14 protein-coding genes and 2 pseudogenes are annotated in these 16,450 nt (G+C 68.1%); 5 read left to right on the top strand and 11 right to left on the bottom strand.

From position 1 onward, the window contains the following. Positions 1-277: 277 nt before the first annotated feature. The gene (locus DY245_RS25330) at positions 278-1,342 is read left to right on the top strand and encodes a hypothetical protein (protein ID WP_128509536.1); all 1,065 of its coding nucleotides are present in this window, start codon (positions 278-280) and stop codon (positions 1,340-1,342) included. 42 nt (positions 1,343-1,384) lie between these two features. Here DY245_RS25330 and DY245_RS46720 read toward each other — a convergent pair whose 3' ends face one another. From DY245_RS46720 to DY245_RS25320, 3 genes are read right to left on the bottom strand one after another with little or no spacing between them, the layout of a single operon-like run. Further along, a complete protein-coding gene (locus DY245_RS46720) occupies positions 1,385-1,678 on the bottom strand; it encodes a hypothetical protein (protein WP_244943252.1) in 294 nt (97 codons plus the stop codon). Further along, positions 1,675-1,905 carry a hypothetical protein gene (locus tag DY245_RS46715; protein WP_244943251.1) on the bottom strand — a complete coding sequence of 77 codons (231 nt, stop codon included), beginning with the start codon at positions 1,903-1,905 and terminating at the stop codon, positions 1,675-1,677. The genes DY245_RS46720 and DY245_RS46715 overlap by 4 nt, the downstream gene beginning before the upstream one ends. Continuing rightward, entirely contained in the window at positions 1,902-2,141 is a 240-nt protein-coding gene (locus tag DY245_RS25320; RefSeq protein WP_244943250.1) for a hypothetical protein, read from the bottom strand. Before DY245_RS25320 ends, DY245_RS46715 begins: the two co-directional genes overlap by 4 nt. Positions 2,142-2,509: 368 nt before the next feature. On the opposite strand from DY245_RS25320, the gene DY245_RS25315 reads away from it, so the two are divergent. After that, positions 2,510-3,052, top strand: coding sequence for a GNAT family N-acetyltransferase (locus DY245_RS25315; protein ID WP_128509535.1), 543 nt, complete (start codon positions 2,510-2,512; stop codon positions 3,050-3,052). A 59-nt stretch (positions 3,053-3,111) separates the two neighbouring features. Here the strand turns inward: DY245_RS25315 and DY245_RS25310 are convergent. The 4 genes and pseudogenes from DY245_RS25310 to DY245_RS44650 form a co-directional block, all read right to left on the bottom strand. Beyond that, positions 3,112-4,205: pseudogene (locus DY245_RS25310) on the bottom strand (IS110 family RNA-guided transposase). A 172-nt stretch (positions 4,206-4,377) separates the two neighbouring features. Beyond that, positions 4,378-4,821: a transposase gene (locus DY245_RS46710; protein WP_244943254.1), complete on the bottom strand. Its 444-nt coding sequence runs from the start codon at positions 4,819-4,821 to the stop codon at positions 4,378-4,380. A 35-nt stretch (positions 4,822-4,856) separates the two neighbouring features. Beyond that, on the bottom strand, positions 4,857-5,108 hold the full coding sequence (locus DY245_RS46705) for a hypothetical protein (protein ID WP_244943249.1): 252 nt from the start codon (positions 5,106-5,108) through the stop codon (positions 4,857-4,859). Between the two features lie 302 nt (positions 5,109-5,410). After that, positions 5,411-5,578 (bottom strand): hypothetical protein, encoded by a 168-nt coding sequence (locus tag DY245_RS44650; protein WP_181923855.1) that lies wholly within the window; start codon positions 5,576-5,578, stop codon positions 5,411-5,413. Between the two features lie 179 nt (positions 5,579-5,757). Here DY245_RS44650 and DY245_RS25300 point away from each other — a divergent pair, with 179 nt between their 5' ends. Next, a complete protein-coding gene (locus DY245_RS25300) occupies positions 5,758-6,402 on the top strand; it encodes a hypothetical protein (RefSeq protein WP_128509534.1) in 645 nt (214 codons plus the stop codon). A gap of 112 nt (positions 6,403-6,514) precedes the next feature. After that, positions 6,515-6,958 (top strand): Tn3 family transposase, encoded by a 444-nt coding sequence (locus DY245_RS25295; protein WP_128509533.1) that lies wholly within the window; start codon positions 6,515-6,517, stop codon positions 6,956-6,958. A gap of 324 nt (positions 6,959-7,282) precedes the next feature. On the opposite strand, the gene DY245_RS25290 is transcribed toward DY245_RS25295, so the two are convergent. From DY245_RS25290 to DY245_RS25280, 3 genes and pseudogenes are all read right to left on the bottom strand, one after another. Further along, on the bottom strand, positions 7,283-7,669 hold the full coding sequence (locus DY245_RS25290; protein WP_128509532.1) for a hypothetical protein: 387 nt from the start codon (positions 7,667-7,669) through the stop codon (positions 7,283-7,285). A gap of 1,367 nt (positions 7,670-9,036) precedes the next feature. After that, the gene (argG, locus tag DY245_RS25285) at positions 9,037-10,491 is read right to left on the bottom strand and encodes an argininosuccinate synthase (protein ID WP_128509531.1); all 1,455 of its coding nucleotides are present in this window, start codon (positions 10,489-10,491) and stop codon (positions 9,037-9,039) included. Between the two features lie 387 nt (positions 10,492-10,878). Further along, positions 10,879-11,072, bottom strand: a pseudogene (locus DY245_RS25280) (IS256 family transposase); the annotation flags it as partial. 2,259 nt (positions 11,073-13,331) lie between these two features. Here DY245_RS25280 and DY245_RS25275 point away from each other — a divergent pair. Further along, positions 13,332-14,318: an LLM class flavin-dependent oxidoreductase gene (locus tag DY245_RS25275; RefSeq protein ID WP_128509544.1), complete on the top strand. Its 987-nt coding sequence runs from the start codon at positions 13,332-13,334 to the stop codon at positions 14,316-14,318. Between the two features lie 477 nt (positions 14,319-14,795). On the opposite strand, the gene DY245_RS25270 is transcribed toward DY245_RS25275, so the two are convergent. Then, positions 14,796-15,374, bottom strand: coding sequence for a hypothetical protein (locus tag DY245_RS25270; protein ID WP_128509530.1), 579 nt, complete (start codon positions 15,372-15,374; stop codon positions 14,796-14,798). Positions 15,375-16,450 lie beyond the last annotated feature (1,076 nt).

The raw sequence follows: 16,450 nt of genomic DNA, 5'->3' as shown, positions 1-16,450 counted from the left end.
GTGGTGCTGTCCCCTGCTGTGGGATGACGGGCAGCGCACCCGACAGCGGAAGGTGCGATATGGAGCCCGGTCGGGCCGGCAACTTGCGAGGTGCTGGCCCGCTAGGCACTGTCCTGGCGGTCTTCGACGTCAGCGGACTGGACGGGCGGGACGGCCGGCAGCTGACACCCCAGGTCGCCCCGTATCTGTCAAGGTGATCGCTGCGGTGGGTAAAAGCCGTTGGTCAGTGCGGGCCAAGCCGGGATAATCCCGCGTGTTAAGGGGTGGGGGAGGGCGCATGGCGGTGTTCGCCTGTGCGGGGTGCGAAGCGGTGTTGACTGCCCCGGTGTCGCAGGTTGTGCTTCCCGTCCATGCCCACCAAAAGTGGGGGAATGGGGTACTACTTCCCGTGCTTATGGCATCGGGGACGTACGCCGTCGACCCGGATCCTTCCGGACCGCCGTGGCGGCCGTGGAGCGAGATCGGAGCAGACGAAGCGGAAGCCCGCGGCGTCTTCGCTCCGGTCTTCCATGCCCTCTCCTTCGGGGCACCGGGAGCGATCGTCGTCGCACCGGGTGACACCCGCGGCACCGTCCTCATCCCGGAGCGATGCGGCGGCTACTGCTGTGGGCTGGACGGGGCGGACGGCCCGAACCTGGCTTGCGCGCGATGCGGGCAGCCGGTGGCGACCCGCATCGACGACTGCTCTCTCTGGCAAGCAGTGTGGCTCGACCCGCACGCTGTACGCCGTCTCCCCGCCGACGGCTCCACTCGCCCGACGGCCAGCTGGGAGGCGCTGGCGGAGGAGCGGCAGGGCACTCCGCCCGTCGAGCCGTCCGGGACGTGGAGCCTGCGGTGGGAGGCAGCGGTCGGGGCGGCGCTGGCCCACCTTCTGTCGGCCTCGGCCGGCACGCGCGTGGCCGTGCCCGACGGCCTCGTCGCGGACACCTTCGGCCGCGTGCTCGACGCGCTGCTCCCGCCCGGACCGCCTGCGAAGACAGTGACCCTTACCGGGCCGGGCCTGCCTGCCCCGGATCCCGCCCCGCACATCACCCTGGTCCCACGACATCCGCAGACCGGTGAGGTGTGGCAGCTGTCCCACACCGCGGACATCGTGCCGTTGGCCGCCGATGTATGGATGCATCTGGCTTTCCCCCACGAAGGATTGCCCGTTCCCGCGACAGGCGGAATGCCCGACGGCGTCCTCCGCGACGATCCACCGCCGCTGCATCCACGGTGGCGGTTCCGTCCCGACTCGGGAGTGTTCCTCCACACGCTGGCACGGCTGCCCGCCGTCCGTCAGCCGTGGCTGCGCAGGATCTTCGAGCAGGTGAAGGACCGCCCGTACTCTCACCCCTTCTAGCCAGGTTCTACCAGGCGCACGTCTCGTTCCAGCAGCCGTAAGTCAGCCGCGCTGGTTCAGGGCCCGGGGCAGGTCTCGGTTCGCGGCCCGCGCGGCCTCCAGATCCGACTGGGTCTCCTCCAGCACCCCGGCGAGTTCCGTGTTCTGCTGTTCCAGCCGTGTGATCGTGTGCTGGAGTCCTTCGACGTCGGCGGAGGCACCGAGGCCGGATTCCCTCCATGCGTGCTCGCCCAGGGTGTGGGACAGCCGTTTCTCCAGCTGCTGGATGCGAACAGCCAGGCGGGTGTTACGGGCCTGAGCGTTGGCCAGGTCGGTCTGAAGGGAGGCGCGCCTCACCGCGGGGCCGACGGCCGAGCCTGCGGTGGGTCGCTGGCCGCGGCGTGCAAGAGGTCGAGCATGTCGCGGTGGCGGTAGAGGAAGGTGCGGTCGACGCTTGCGGCGCGGGCGATGGCGGAGGTGGTGACCGGGGTGCCGTCACGGACTGCGGCCTTGATGGCGATCTGGACACGCTGGCGGCGGCGTGCGGAGTCGGCGCGCCGGCCGTCTTCCATCGGGGTGCTCATGGGCTCCTCGTGGGGCGGACGTCGGGCAGGGGTGGGCCGACGCGGGGCATGCCGCGCATGACGGTGCGGCTGCGGCGGACTACGGTGACGTCCTGCTCGATCTGGGCGTGGTCGTCGAGGGCGAGGTTGTCGAGGTCGGTCTTGACGCGTTCGATGAGGCGGCGGACTCTTCGGATCTCTTCCTCGGAGGGCATGGTCTGGGCTCTGGCCCAGTCGTCGGCCTCGAATGTGGACATCAGGCGTTCGCGGCTGCGGATCAGTTCGGCGAGATGAGCCTGAAGGCCAGGGAGGTAGGAGACGTCGGTGCTGAAGTGCTCGCAGCCCAGGCAGCGGAAGCGGAGCGGGCAGCTGTGGCCGCCGGCGGCGACGTTGGTGGGTTCGCGGCAGACCCGTAGGCGGTAGCGACCTCGCCGATGGCGCGCCTCACGTGTTCGGAATCGAGCAGGCTCTTGGCCGTGCGCCAGATCCGCGCCCCGTGCCGGTCGAATTGCAGGGCGGCGACGCGGTCGACGGCCTTGCGGCGACGTTCGGCGCCGACTAGGGCGTGTATCGAAAGTGCCTGGTGAGGATGGCGGAGAGCCCATTTGTGATCCAGAATGATTGGATGGTCACGCTTGAGACTCCCCGTTTGATCCTGCGTCGCTGGCGCGAGGAAGACGTTGCGCCGATGGCTGCCGTCAATGCCGACCCCGAGGTCATGCGGTGGATCCGTGACGGCAGCGTCCGTGACGAACAGCAGACTCGCGGCGGGGTCCAGGGCTGGGAGAGCGAGTGGGAGTCACAGGGCTTCGGCCTGTTTGCCGTGGAGATCCGGTCCACTGGCGAGTTGGCCGGGTTCACCGGCCTTTCGGTGCCCGACTTCTTGCCGGAGGTACTGCCGGCGGTTGAGGTCGGCTGGCGGCTGGGACGTTCCCACTGGGGGCAGGGCTTGGCCACCGAGGCCGCTGCGGCCGCTGTACGGTTCGGGTTCGAAGAGCGAGGGCTGGAGCGGATCGTCAGCATCACTCAAGTGGGCAACGACGCCTCCGAACGGATCATGACCAAACTGGGGATGCATCCGGTCCGTGAGACCGTCAATCCCACCTGCGGTCGGCGAGTACGGGTGTTCGAGTTGTCGTCGGACCAGTACGTCACAACCACTCGTTGATGGCGGCAACGAGGACGGTAGCCTTGTAGCGGACGGCGAGTTTGATGCCCCTATGGATGTCAACTGACCGCTGTTGCTGGTGTGTTGCTTCTGGCGGGGGTGATGGTCTGGTAGATCTCCCGGGCGACGTAGCGTTTGAGGCAGCGGATGGCTTCGCGACGTGTCTTGCCCTCGGTGATGCGTCGTTCCACGTAGCTGCGGGTACGGGTGTCCCAGCGTAGGCGGGCCAGCACGATGGTGTAGAGCGCGGAGTTGGCCTGGCGGTCACCGTCGCGGTTGAGCCTGCGGCGCTGGGTCTTGCCTGAGGACGCCTCAACAGGACTGACGCCGCAGAGGGCGGCAAAGGACGCTTCGCTGCCCAGCCGGCCGGGGTTGTCGCCGACAGCCGTCAACAGCGCTGCGGCAGTGTCCGGGCCGACTCCGTAGACGTTCAACAGCTTGGGTGCACAAGCGTCGATCGCGGTGGTGATCCGGGCCGTGAGATCGGCGATCTCCTCGGTGAGATGCATGACCCGCCGGGCCAAGAGCCGGAGCGTGTGGCGCGTAGCCGCCTCCGGGCTGGCGTCCTGCGCGGCATTCAGTTCCGAACACTGGCGGATGAGCTTGGGATTGCTCAGGCCGGCCAGCGACTCGCGCAGGGCCGGCTCTGCGGCGACCAGGACGGCCTTCAGCTGGTTGATTGCCTGCGAGCGCGACTTGACCGCAGATGTCTTGGCCATCTTGAACAGCCGAATCGTCTCCACCGGGCCATCGGTGGTCTTGGCCGCAGCGGTGGCCCGGCCAGAGAGCACTGCCTGTGCAGCGGCCGCAGCGTCGATCGCGTCGGTCTTGCCACGGCGACGCCGGATGGCCTTGTCCGGCTGGTTGACCTCGGTGACCGCGATGTCCTCGTTGTTCAGGAAGCGTGTCAGTGCGGGGCTCCGTAGGAGCCGGTGCACTCCACTCCGGCCCACCGTACCTGCCCGAAAGCGCGTGCCCACGAGAGAAGTTGACGATAGCCCTCTCGGGTCGTCGGGAAGCCGCGTGTGTCCAGAAGGACTCCTGTGGTGGTGATCAACGCGGCCACGTGGATGTCCTTGTGGGTGTCTATGCCCAGGACGACTTCCTCAGATGAGTCGGCCGCGTGGTGACGCGATGGGGTGTGCTGGGTCATGCTGGGCACGGTCGTCTGTCTCCTGATCGCCTCGGGAACACCAGCGGCCGACGTCGGGCCAGGTGTGGCGGTCAGGACTGTGACGGTGCCCGTCGCGAAGGCCCCTATCGGGACACGCCCACCGGTCCGGCGGCAGCATGCACCGCCTCAGGCAGCGGTCGGCAGATCAAACTCAGGGCATCAGAGCCAGTCGTACCTCGGGCCAGACCACCGCCCGAGGCGGCACCCCCACATCCTCACAGTCGTACCTGGTGGCCACGGCCCGGTGCCTCTTGGGGCGATTGATGCCGCACTCGACCGCGTGCCGGGCCTTGTAGTCCTCTGGGTCGAACTTCGGTGGCCGGCCACCGCTGGACCCGCGCTTCTTGCGGTTGCGGACCTGGTCGGCCTTGTCCGGAATGGTGCAGCGAATACCGCGACGCCGCAGGTAGGCGCGGTTCTTGCGGGACGCGTACGCCTTGTCCGCCCGCGCCCGTCGCGGGCGCACGCGGGGCCTGCCGCACCCCAGTCGGGGCACCCGGATGTGGCCCAGCACGACCTCGAACTGCGGAGAATCCCCGCGCTGCCCCGCCGTGATCACGATGGACATGGGCTTCTGCCTCTGTTCGACGGCCAGGTGCAGCTTGGTGGTAAGACCGCCGCGGGAGCGTCCTAGCCCGTGGTCGTCCGGCTCGCAGGCGGCACCGCCAGGCGGTTCCTGTTGGAACTCCCCTTTTTACGCGCACCGGCGGCGTGCTGGTGGGCGCGCACGATCGTGGAGTCTACGTTGAGGTCCCAGGTGATCAGCTCCTTGGCATCCGCCCGGGCCTGCAACGCGGTGAAGATCCGATGCCAGGTGCCGTCCCGCTGCCATCGACGGAACAGGTCGTACACCCGACCCCAGGGTCCGTACTCGGCGGGCATGTCCCGCCACGGGACACCGGTGCACCAGGCCGAGCGCCGCACGCTGATCGCCCACCCCGCCACTGGCTGACCGTCCGACCAAGCACTGAGGGCCCGGCAACGCCGGGCCCTCAGTCATTTCTGCCGCTCCCCTGGTCAGCGCAGCCCCACCTCCGTGCGGAGCTGGGCGAGCACGCGCTCGTTGTAGTCGAGTTCGGCGGCCGCCTCGGGGAAGCCGACGGCCGCCGCCTCACGGATGTCAGCGCACCGCTGATGGGTCGCCGGTCAGGGATGCTGAGTGCGGGAGGGGGGTGATGCCACGGTCAACGAGCCACGGCGAAGATGCTGATGAAGAAGGGGGTCATGTAAAGCAGCAGGATCGCCCCCGCTACGGCCGCCACGATGAGGACGGCCTTCATCGCGTTCTCTACGGCCCGACGGTCGCGGGCGGGCCGCATAGGGACTTGGGGTTCACCCTGGTGTTCAGTCACAGAGCCATCCTGCTGATCGCGGTGGCGGCAGGCCATCCGTAGAATTACTCACGTGCGGCGGTCGCCTCCGCGCGCTCGGCTGACACCCACGATGGCTCTTCGCTCCGGCGTTCCGGCAACCGCGACGCTCCTGCCGATCGTCGCCGTCAACCAGGGCAACTGTGGGGCAGTCTTGAGCCATGACGTTGATGGACGCCATCAAGAACCTCGGCCCTGCCTTTCCCGCGGCTGTCCTGGCTGCCGTGTGCACTCACTGGCTGACACGCCGTCGCGATCGACGATTCCGCATGTGGGACCACCGCATGGACGTCTACGACGAGGCGATCCGGTCGCTCCGGGCCAGGTCCAAGACACGCCGCGAGGTAACACAGCGCAGTCAGTCGCTCGGTGTCTTGGACCCGAACCTGGAAGAGAAGGAGTATCAGCTCTTCGGCGCGCGGATGGACATGTTCGCCTCTGACGAAGTACTCGCTCTCCAGCGGGCTTCTTTCGCAGCCATGAGCCGATGGATGAAAGAGGTCGAGATCGCTCGCATGCCCTACGCTGCGCTGCCAGTAGACGTCTCCGTCCGAGGGCCCGCTGGTGACATGGACGACGTTGACTGGAACGGCGTTGTGCAGCTTTGCGCCGAGGCTGACGATGCGGATGGCGCGCTGGTCCGGAGAATGCTCTCGGAGGCCAAATTCAAGCACGAGAGGGCGTGGCCGTCCGGAGCTTGGACGTGGATCAAGAGCGTATGGCCCCGCATTCGCGAGCGGCAGCAAGACAAGGCTGCACGCCGAGCTCTCGATGAGCTTTCCGATCTCAGCGGGTCACACCGGTAGAGGTTGACACGTTGTGCCCGGTCTCGAACTGGCGGCCGCACGCACCGACTCGCCCGGCGAGTAATCCGAGCCCGGCGTGCTGCCCGCCTTTCGTAGCTGAAGCACTTGACAAATCAGATTCCACAGAATACTGCGCTACCTCTCCGATGCCCCGCTGCGCCGACGGGTGACCGCCGCCACGAACAAGGTCGAGGCGTTCAACGGCTTTTCGAAGTGGATCGGCTTCGGCAACGGCGGCGTCATCACCGACAACGACCCCGTCGAGCAGGAGAAGACCGTGAAATTCAACGCTCTGCTCACGAACGCGGTCATCTTCCACAACGCCTTGGACATCGCCGAGGCCGTCCGTCAGCTCCAGGAGGAGGGCCACGTCATCGACCCCGAGGACCTGGCCCACATCTCGCCGTACCTGACCGAGCACATCGGCCGCTTCGGCGAATACTCCACCCACGAACTCGGCCTTGAACCCGAGGCGTACGACCCGCACCTGGACGTTGACTTCAGCCCACTTCGCGAGCAAGGCCTGACAACGGCCGGACTTGGCCGGGCGGCCTGAAGCAGCAGGCTGATCAGTCCAGCACCAGTGCTACATCCGGCACCCGAGCAGTCCCGCAGGTGGGCCGGGCCTCCGAATCGTGGCTCGGCCCACCTGCGGCCCGGTTAGCTCAGGCCAACGGAGGGGCGCGGCGCCTGGGGCACCGGGGCCTATGGGATGCCGGGTGGCGCTGGATCGGCCCCGACCTCAGGCGTGCCCCGGATGCCCGCCCATCATCGTCATCGACGAGCAGGGGCGGCACCATCGCGGGTCGGGAGCACCTCGCTCGGGAGCTGCGCAGCTCCCGCCGAGAGAAGGGGCCACACCCATGGAGCTGCGGCTCTGTCACCTCAAGTCCACCCAGGTGTCCTCGTAGCCGTCTTGGAAGTTGCAGGTCATCGAGGACTTCTGGCCGGGCTTGCGCCAGGGGCCCCACCGCGTGTACTTGACCATGGGGCTGCGGTGGCTGACGCAGGTGGCACGTGCACGGTGCCTGCGCCAGGAGGGCTGGTTGGAGCAGTAGGTGTGCACGCCCAGGCGGAAGAAGCCGTGGGTGTGGATCTTGCACGGGGGGCCGGCAGCGAGCCGGGCCGTCTCGGCGGCTGTCGGAGAGGCTCCCTGGGCCGTGGTGCCGGCATGGGCGGGCGCCGCGACGGTCATCCCGCCGAGAATCGCGATTCCCATGGCGGCGCTCGCCACGCCGCGCCGAATGGTCATCCTGCGTGCGTTCATGAAATGGGTCCTCCTTCGCCGACGGCCGGTTCCCTGGCCGGGCCCCGGTGGGCCGTCGGTCGGTGAACGGCCTGTCGCCGGGCGGCGTCCCATGGCGACAGGGACCATGGCCCATGACGACTTTTTGGGATGTCCCCCACTGTGACCTGCTGGGACGTTGTGCTCAGCGGGAAATTGGGGGACGTGGCTATCGGGCTCGGCCCGGCCGTTCTCCCCTTTCCAGATCCGCTGACGGTCTACGCCGGAGCGCAAGCCGCGTCGTAGGGCCACGTGCCGGACTTGGCGGGCGAGATCTTCCAGGGACCAGCCGCGTTCGATCCGGGCGTACGCCATGGGGTGGCGGATCAAGTCGTCCACAGGCGTAATCCCATCATCCTGCGTGACGTGAAGCGTACCGCGCGCAACACCGGGACTACACCCAACTCCTATACGGCATCGAACAGTTGAGCTGTACTCCCGATAGCCCCCGCCCGCCGGGCGGGGCGCTCGAAACGGAGGCCGCGATGAGCGACCAGAAGAAGAGCAGCACGCCGAAGGTGACGCCGGAGGTGGTGCGTCTGTTGCAGTGCTGGGTGCAGGCGTTCGCTGCAATCGGAGCCACCGGCCACGCGCCGATCACGTAGCACCGGTGATGCGTCGCAGCTGGTGACCTGGCCGCGGTCGGGGACGTCGTCACCGTCCCCGACCGCTCCTTGCCCCATCGTTCACGACCATGCAAGAGGAGGGATAGTCATGGCCGCTCCCACCGGGCTGGGACTGACGTTTCTGGGCCACCAGACGTGGCACGTCACCGATGGCTTGTCCGCGGTGCTGCTCGACCCCGTCCTCGCTGAGGTATTCGGCGTCGGCAGCTCGAATTCCCCGTATGGCTGCCGCGCACGGTCGACGTCAACAGGATGGCGTCGACCGACGTGGTGATCCTCAGCCACGAACACCTGGACCACTTCCACCTGCCCTCGCTGGCCATGCTGGCGAGGACGGTGCCCGTCTATACCGGCATCACCACTCATCCGCCGTCACCGACGCCATCACGGCGCTCGGCTTCACCGTGCACCGCCTCGACCACACCACCCCCTGACCGTCGGGGGCATCGAGATCGCCCTCTTCCCGGCCGGCGCGCACACTCTTCTGGGAGCAGCGCGTCGCCCAGTCCTTGATCCGGCTGGCCGGCGCCCGGGGCCACGACGTGTTCTTCGGTGTCGACGTCGACGTCTCCGGCCTCCACATCGAGCAGCTCGCCGACGGCGCGCTCCAGTCGCCGCAGCTCGGGTGGTGGTGGAGGTCGGCTTGGTGTTGTTGGGGTGGGGTCGGCCTTTTTTGGTGGTGTGTCTGTCTTGGGGTGTTGGGTGTTGTGTTTGGTGGTTTGGTTAGTCGGTGCCGGATTCCATTGCGGCGCGGTCCAGTAGTTCGTCGGTGTTGGAGGGTTCGCCGCGGGAGGCGATGGCGTTGGCGCCGCCGTGGGGCATCTGTGGCATGGTGCCGATGAGTCCGGTTGCGGCTGCTTGGGCGGCGCCGATGGCGGGGTTGGTGGTGCCGATGAGGCCGAGTCCGGCGTACTGTTCGAGTTTGGCGCGGGAGTCGGCGATGTCGAGGTTGCGCATGGTGAGTTGGCCGATGCGGTCCACCGGGCCGAACGCCGAGTCCTCGGTGCGCTCCATGGACAGTTTGTCCGGGTGGTAGCTGAACGCCGGGCCCGTGGTGTCGAGGATCGAGTAGTCCTCACCGCGCCGCAGTCGCAGCGTGACCTCGCCGGTGACGGCCGCGCCGACCCAGCGCTGCAGCGACTCGCGGACCATCAGTGCTTGTGGGTCGAGCCAGCGGCCTTCGTACATCAGCCGGCCCAGGCGTCGTCCCTCGTTGTGGTACTGGGCGAGGGTGTCCTCGTTGTGGATCGCGTTGACCAGGCGCTCGTAGGCCGCGTGCAGCAGGGCCATGCCGGGCGCCTCGTAGATGCCGCGGCTCTTGGCCTCGATGATGCGGTTTTCGATCTGGTCGGACATGCCCATGCCGTGGCGGCCGCCGATTGCGTTGGCTTCCATCACCAGGTCGACGGGGGAGGCGAACTCCTTGCCGTTGATGGTCACCGGGCGGCCCTGGTCGAAGCCGATCGTGACGTCCTCGGTGGGGATCTCGACCTCGGGGTCCCAAAACCGTACGCCCATGATGGGCTCCACGGTCTCCACGCCGGTGTCGAGGTGCTCGAGGGTTTTGGCCTCGTGGGTGGCGCCCCAGATGTTGGCGTCGGTGGAGTAGGCCTTCTCGGTGCTGTCGCGGTAGGGCAGGTCGTGGGCGAGGAGCCACTCCGACATTTCCTTGCGGCCGCCGAGTTCGGTCACGAAGTCCGCGTCCAGCCAGGGCTTGTAGATCCGCAGGTGTGGGTTGGCGAGCAGGCCGTAGCGGTAGAACCGCTCGATGTCGTTGCCCTTGAAGGTCGAGCCGTCGCCCCAGATCTGTACGTTGTCCTCGAGCATCGCCCGGACCAGGAGGGTGCCGGTGACGGCGCGGCCGAGCGGCGTGGTGTTGAAGTAGGCGCGCCCGCCCGAGCGGATGTGGAACGCCCCGCAGGTGAGCGCGGCCAGGCCCTCCTCGACCAGCGCCGCGCGGCAGTCGACCAGGCGCGCGATCTCGGCACCGTAGGTCTTGGCGCGGCCGGGCACCGAGGCGATGTCGGGCTCGTCGTACTGGCCGATGTCGGCGGTGTAGGTGCACGGGATGGCGCCCTTGTCGCGCATCCACGCGACCGCGACCGAGGTGTCGAGGCCGCCCGAGAAGGCGATGCCGACGCGCTCGCCGGCGGGGAGGGAGGTGAGGACCTTAGACATAGGAAGAGTATGCCTAATCACGCATGATCATGCAATGGGGCGGGCTATCTCGCCGGGCCGAAGAAGTTCACCATGGCGCGGACTCCCGGTGCGGCAGGCTGCCGTCGGTGAACCCTCCGCGCCGCCCCGATGCGGGGCACAGCACTCGGGTGATCACTCGGATGAGAGCCAGGGAAGCTCAAGGGCGGGAGTCGGGTACATCGCCTTGCCTTTGGCGGAGCCGTCGTCGTCGCCTGGTTGGGGGCATGCTCCCCTGTGGCGGTGTGGCGGTGTGGCGGTGTGGCGGTGTGGCGGTGTGGCGGTGTGGCGGTGCCGAGTTGGTCTGCCGGCTGAGTGGTGCGTTTCGGTTGGGGCTCGGTGGCGGTGTAGAGCTCGTCCGTGCTGCCNAGTTGGTCTGCCGGCTGAGTGGTGCGTTTCGGTTGGGGCTCGGTGGCGGTGTAGAGCTCGTCCGTGCTGCCCTCGGAGGTAGCGGCGGGGAAGGCGATCCATTCGTCGTGCATTTTGCAGAGCGCGGCGGTGGTCAGTCGCTCGGGGGCGGGCGGGTTGGGGGAGACCTGGACGGCATTGGTGCGGCGTTTGATCTCGGGGTTGATCCGTTCCAGGGGTTGGTGGGCGGATCTTCTTCCAGTGTCGAGCGGGGGATGTCATTCGATCGGCGATTTCGCTGGTGACGATCCGCACGGAGGCGTCCTTGAGGATGCCGATCACCGGTTCCAGCACCTTCGCCCACGACTGCTGCTCGCCGCACCGCCCGGTCGCCAGGTCGGGGGCGCCAGTGAGGACTTTGCGGAGGGCGGCGTGGTAGATCTCGAACCGCCGGGAGTGTGGGACGTAGGGGCCAGAAAGGGCCGCAACCGGTACTGGCACCGCCGTCGTGTCCGGTCTACGGGCACCCGGCCAGAGCTGCCGGCGCCGTCGCGCAGAGCTGTTCACCGGCTGCCGCGAGTGTCGCCGGCAGTGGCAGTGGACCGGTCTGTCCGTGTTCGTCGCTGCTCCAGTCCTTGAGATGTGTGACGTGGTAGGAGCACAGCTGTCGGGAGGCCGTCAGGGCGCTGGTGCGGCGCTGGCCCCGGCGGTCTCGTCCAGGGCGTAGCGCGGGTAGTCCACATCCCGCTGCTGTGTGTGGCCCCACGGGAAACGAACTGCTCGGCCGCCATGCCCGCTGCGGCTGGCCGGGCCTCCAGTACGTCCTGCTGGACCTGCGCACGAGATACGTGATCAGGCCACTCTGGTTGCGCTCGCCGTCGGCGTCGATCCTCAGCACGGCGGGGCGGGAGAGGGGCACTGTGCCCGGCGGGCATCCCGTCCGGTAGGCGCCGATCACGAACACGTTGTCCGCAGCAGCCGGGGCAGACCCAGACAGGGCTGCCGGTGGGCGCTTGGCCTCGTCCGCTCCGTCCGTCCACGACCAGCAGCACACGGCCGTGTTTCTTGCGGGCCTGTTGGGCCGCACGGTCAGGACGACCTCGAACCCTTCGGGCGGGAAGATCCATTGCGGCAGCATGTGGGTGGGAGCCGTATCCGACAGTCCGTAGTGTTGGATCAACTGTCCGGCCAGGTTCTGCTTCCGACCCGAATCGTTCTTCCTGGCGGAGCGGACGAATGACCGAACCGGCCGCGCTCACGCATCAGGTGAGCCGCCATCGCGGACTTTCCCCTGCCGGCGTCGGCCTCGATCCACAGATGTCCGGATCGCCGTCTGTCGAGGAACTCTCAATCCGTTCGACCATCCACTGTGTCCGGTGAATCCGCCGCCGAGCACAGTGTTGAACACCGCCCTCGGGTCACGGACCGCCTCGTCATCGACAACGCGGCCACGCCTGGACCGAAGGGGTTCACCGAGCCGATTGATCCGGCCTGCACAACGGAACCGACTACGGCCCATCAGGTTGGCTGTGTACGTTCGACCGTTCCACCTCCCCGTTCCACCTCCCCGTCCCCGTTCCCGTCCGTCGTCGGGGCACGCTGTCTGCGCTTCCCCGACGTTTTAGTCATGGAGATTCGGAGGTTCGGAGGTTCGAAGGGCGTCGTGCAGCACTTCGGTGTATTCCGACCGGATCGGCGCGCCGCTCCCCAACCCTTGTACATCCCTCGATCTTCTTTGCGAAGTCCCGTGGCAGTACGGTGATTCGGTGGATTGGCCCGGGGGCGGGAGTCAGCTTGTTCGCCTCGTCGACCGCCTGTTGCCGCCCTGCCGGCAATTCGGGGCGTCGTTCAGGAGGAGTTCGGGTGGGACGCCGTGTTTGCCATTCATGTGACGCCAGTGGGTGGTGCCTTCCGGGTCGAGGGAGATGAGGGCCGTGGCGTACGGGCGGTGCTCGCCAGCGCCATGCCGTGCACGGGGAGGTCAGCGGGGGAGCGAAGCCAGTTCTCTATGGGGCGGGGCCACGTTCTTGCCGCCCGTCGTGATCAGGATTTCCTTCTTGCGGGCGGCCCGTGACCGTCAGGTAGCCCTCGTCGTCCAACTCCCTATGCCCCCGGTCGGGAACAGCCGTCCACGCTCGCCACACCACTCCACCCGCGTGCGGGTCCCGTAGCCGCGAAGACCTGACCGCCGGTGAGAGAATCTCGCCGTCCGCCAGGTGCGGACCCTGATGCCGGCAGGGCGCCGGCTGGATCTGAGGACGTTGGTCCGCCCGACGCATGATGACCCTGTCGGGCACGCTCAGTGAACTCAGCGCTGCTGAACGGCAGATGGCCCGCCGGCCCCGAACGTGACCGGCACACACACCGCACGTGCCTTTCTGGTGCGCAGGCGCCAGCCGAAGAGGCCACGAGACATTGGCGCGTTCAGGGAGATCACCGCGCCTTGGTCGAACGCGCGATCGTATGCTGGCGGCATGATCGATGTACCTCTTTCAGCGTTGGAAGTCGCGATGGTCCAATCGGGCGCCCGGGCCGTGGAGACCCTGCGCGACACCGCGGCCTTTGCTCAGGAACTGGAACGGCTGGGCTACCACCGGATCTGGTACGCCGAGCATCACCATTCACCCGCGATCGGCGCGTTCCCACCCGTCGTGTTGAGCGCGCATTCTGCCGCCTCGACCTCGGTCATCCGTCTGGGGTCGGGCGGTGTACTGGCACCCAACCATGCACCCATCATGCTGGCGGAGCAGTTCGGAACGCTGGCTGCCTTGCACCCGGACCGTATCGACCTGGGTATCGGCCGCGGCCCTGGCACCTTCGATGAGGCCACCGCACGGGCACTGCGCCGCGGAGCCGGGCCGACGACGGATGCGCAGTACCACGACGATGTGGCCGCGATCTTGTCCTTTCTGGTCGACGAGGTCGCACTCGGCCCGCTGCCGCAGCCATGGCTGCTGGCCTCCAGCACCGCAGGTGCCGCTCTGGCCGCAAGGCTCGGCCTGCCGATCGCCCTCGCACACCACATCCGGCCGGACAACACCCAAGCAGCGCTGGAACGTTACCGGGCGGCGTTCACTCCCTCCCGTTGGTGCGAGCGGCCTCGGGTGCTGTTGTGCGTGGAGGCGGTGTGCGCCGAGACGGAAGAGGAAGCCGCGTGGCGAGTGGGACCGATGGACGTCGTCAAAGCCGGGCTCCTCAAAGGCCTCAGTGAGATCCCCTTCCCCACGCCCGCGGACGCGGCCGCCCACCCCTTCACCGCAACGGAGCGACAGGCGCTGGCCGGCTTCCGCGCGCAGCAGGCCGTCGGGGCACCCGAGACCGTCGTACGCCGGCTTGCGCAACTGGTGGGTGAGACCGGAGCGGACGAACTGATGCTGACCACACCCGTCTACGACCTCCGCGACCGCATTCGCTCCTACGAACTCATCAAGAAGTACTCCGAGGCCACGACAGCACCGTAGGAACACGCTGGGAGGATGCCGGACGCCCGCACGTCGCAGGCGCACCCCACCGGCCGCGGCCTCGGCGCCTCGACACCGGCCGCGGCCTTGGCGCCTCGACCAGCATCGGACAGCGCCGGTCGAGGCAGCTTCAGGCGGAACGACCAACCGCCTACTGCTGCTGCGGAGCGGTTCGAACACGGCTCGCTCCGTAACGGCTCACCATGAAACCGGTCAACGGTGCCTGGCGAACAGTCCTTTCCGGAGCGGGCCTCACAGCCCTCGGGCTGGTGGCGCCCTCCACGACGCCACCGGTGCACCCCTGGCTGTTGTGACAACCCCTTCCCGCGTCGCCGGTCAGCGTCGGGGCGGGCGTGCCCCGACAAGGCACCAGACGCGCCGGCCTGGTCCGGCTGGCGGCGCAGCGAGGGAGCAACTGCGGCCACGGCGAGACGGGCCACGTCCACCGGAGCCGGCCGGCCTGCCGCCCTGGGGATGTCAGTGTCTGAGGCTGTAGCGGGTCAGGCGTGCGCGGGCGTCCTTCGCGGTCAGGCCGAGTGCCTGCCCGATCGTTTCCCACGATGCTTCATCGGCCTCGGCGGCGTGGGCGGCCTCACGGCCGACGCGGCCGGTGGTGCGCTCCAGTGCCGCCACGGCCTTCAGCGCAGCCAGCGGTGCCTGGTCGGCCAGGTCGCTCAGCTGCTCGTCCAGCCGCTCCAACAGGTCCACCAGTTGGGTGGGCAGTGGAACCGACCGTGACTCGACCTCGCCGATGTGCTCTTTCCAGTCTTCGTACGGGCCCGGGGTGTCGAGGTCGTAGGCGCGTCCGCCGTTCGCTTGGTCCCAGTCGATCGGGTAGTGGCGCGCGCCGCGCCAGCCGCATGAGCACGAGCTGCGCATGTGGTCCGCCCGCTGCCTGCCCTGCCTGCCGTCGTAGGCCCACCACTGACTGGTTTGGTGCATGTGGCTGCTGCTCCCGATGTCCAGGTACACCGGTTTGGGCTCGCTGCCGTCGGCGAGGACTGCCCCCGCCATCCCTTCGTGGGACGACCCGAACTCCTCGGTCTGCCACTCCATGACGTCTCCTTGGCGAGCTGTGCGGCATATGCCACGCCCGAGAATGTCCGAGCCGGGGAGTCGGCGACCGGCACATCTCAAAATCGGTCACGCTCGTGTGCTCTTGTGTCATCACCGAGTGGGCGCGGGAGTGGCCGAACGGCATCGGGTGTGGACGTGGCGTGTGCCAGGGCATCGGCGTCCGGCCTGTCGGAGCAGATTGTCGGGACGTCGAGCAGTACCTGGCGGACGAAGGCTGGTCATCTCACCACGGGAAGGCCGCGGTATCGATCGTGCGGGTCGCCTCGTATGGGGCGAGTCCGTTGCGGAACAGGGTGCGGCGGTGTTGCCACGTGGCGTGCTTGGCCGGCCTGGCCGATTGGGCGATTGGCCAGGCCGGGCGGCAGGGGCGGCAGGGGTGGTGGGGCGCATCAGCGCGAGGAGGAAGAAGCACTTCACCAGCAGGAAATCGCCCAAGTGCTCGCTCGGCCGCGACCGCCGAGGAGGTTGGTGGTCTGCTGGACCAAGCTCTGGAGGTAGCGGGCGCGCTGGTCGGGGTGAAGGCGTAACCCTTGCGGCCTGGCCGGGGGAGGCGTAACCCTTGCCGCCGGTCGTGAACGCGGCAATGTCCAGCATCGGGTGGACGTGGTAGCCGAGCGGCGCGAGCGCATGGTGCTGCCAGTCGCTCACGCCGCTCGGGAAGGCGTTGCATCCCGTAGCGAGGCGGCTCTCGCACATCGCCACCGTATGCAGCCGCTGAAGCGTGGTGCCCACCACAGCGCGGGGGCGCCATCGGTGTCCAGGTCCAAGTTCTCGGCGTAGACGTCGACGGCGAAGGCGCCCCGCCTGCGCACCAGCGCTGCCGACCGCCGCGCCGGCGGAGCGGGCATGACGTGCCGGGCTGCCGGCAGCCGGCCGGAGACGCGGGCGGCGGCCTCGATGGTGCGGTCGCTGACGTGCCCGAGCTGCCGGCAATCCGCAACGGCTGGCTTTGTTCACGAGAACCGACAGCATCTGTACACGAGTTTGGGCAGCACTCGAAGCTCTGCAGAAATCGAACAGTTCATGACTTCAGGCAGCACGGGCCCCTGCCGAGA

The organism is Streptomyces inhibens (genome assembly GCF_003389455.1).
Taxonomy (GTDB): Bacteria; Actinomycetota; Actinomycetes; order Streptomycetales; family Streptomycetaceae; genus Streptomyces; species Streptomyces inhibens.
This window is presented reverse-complemented; position numbering and strand designations above follow the sequence as displayed.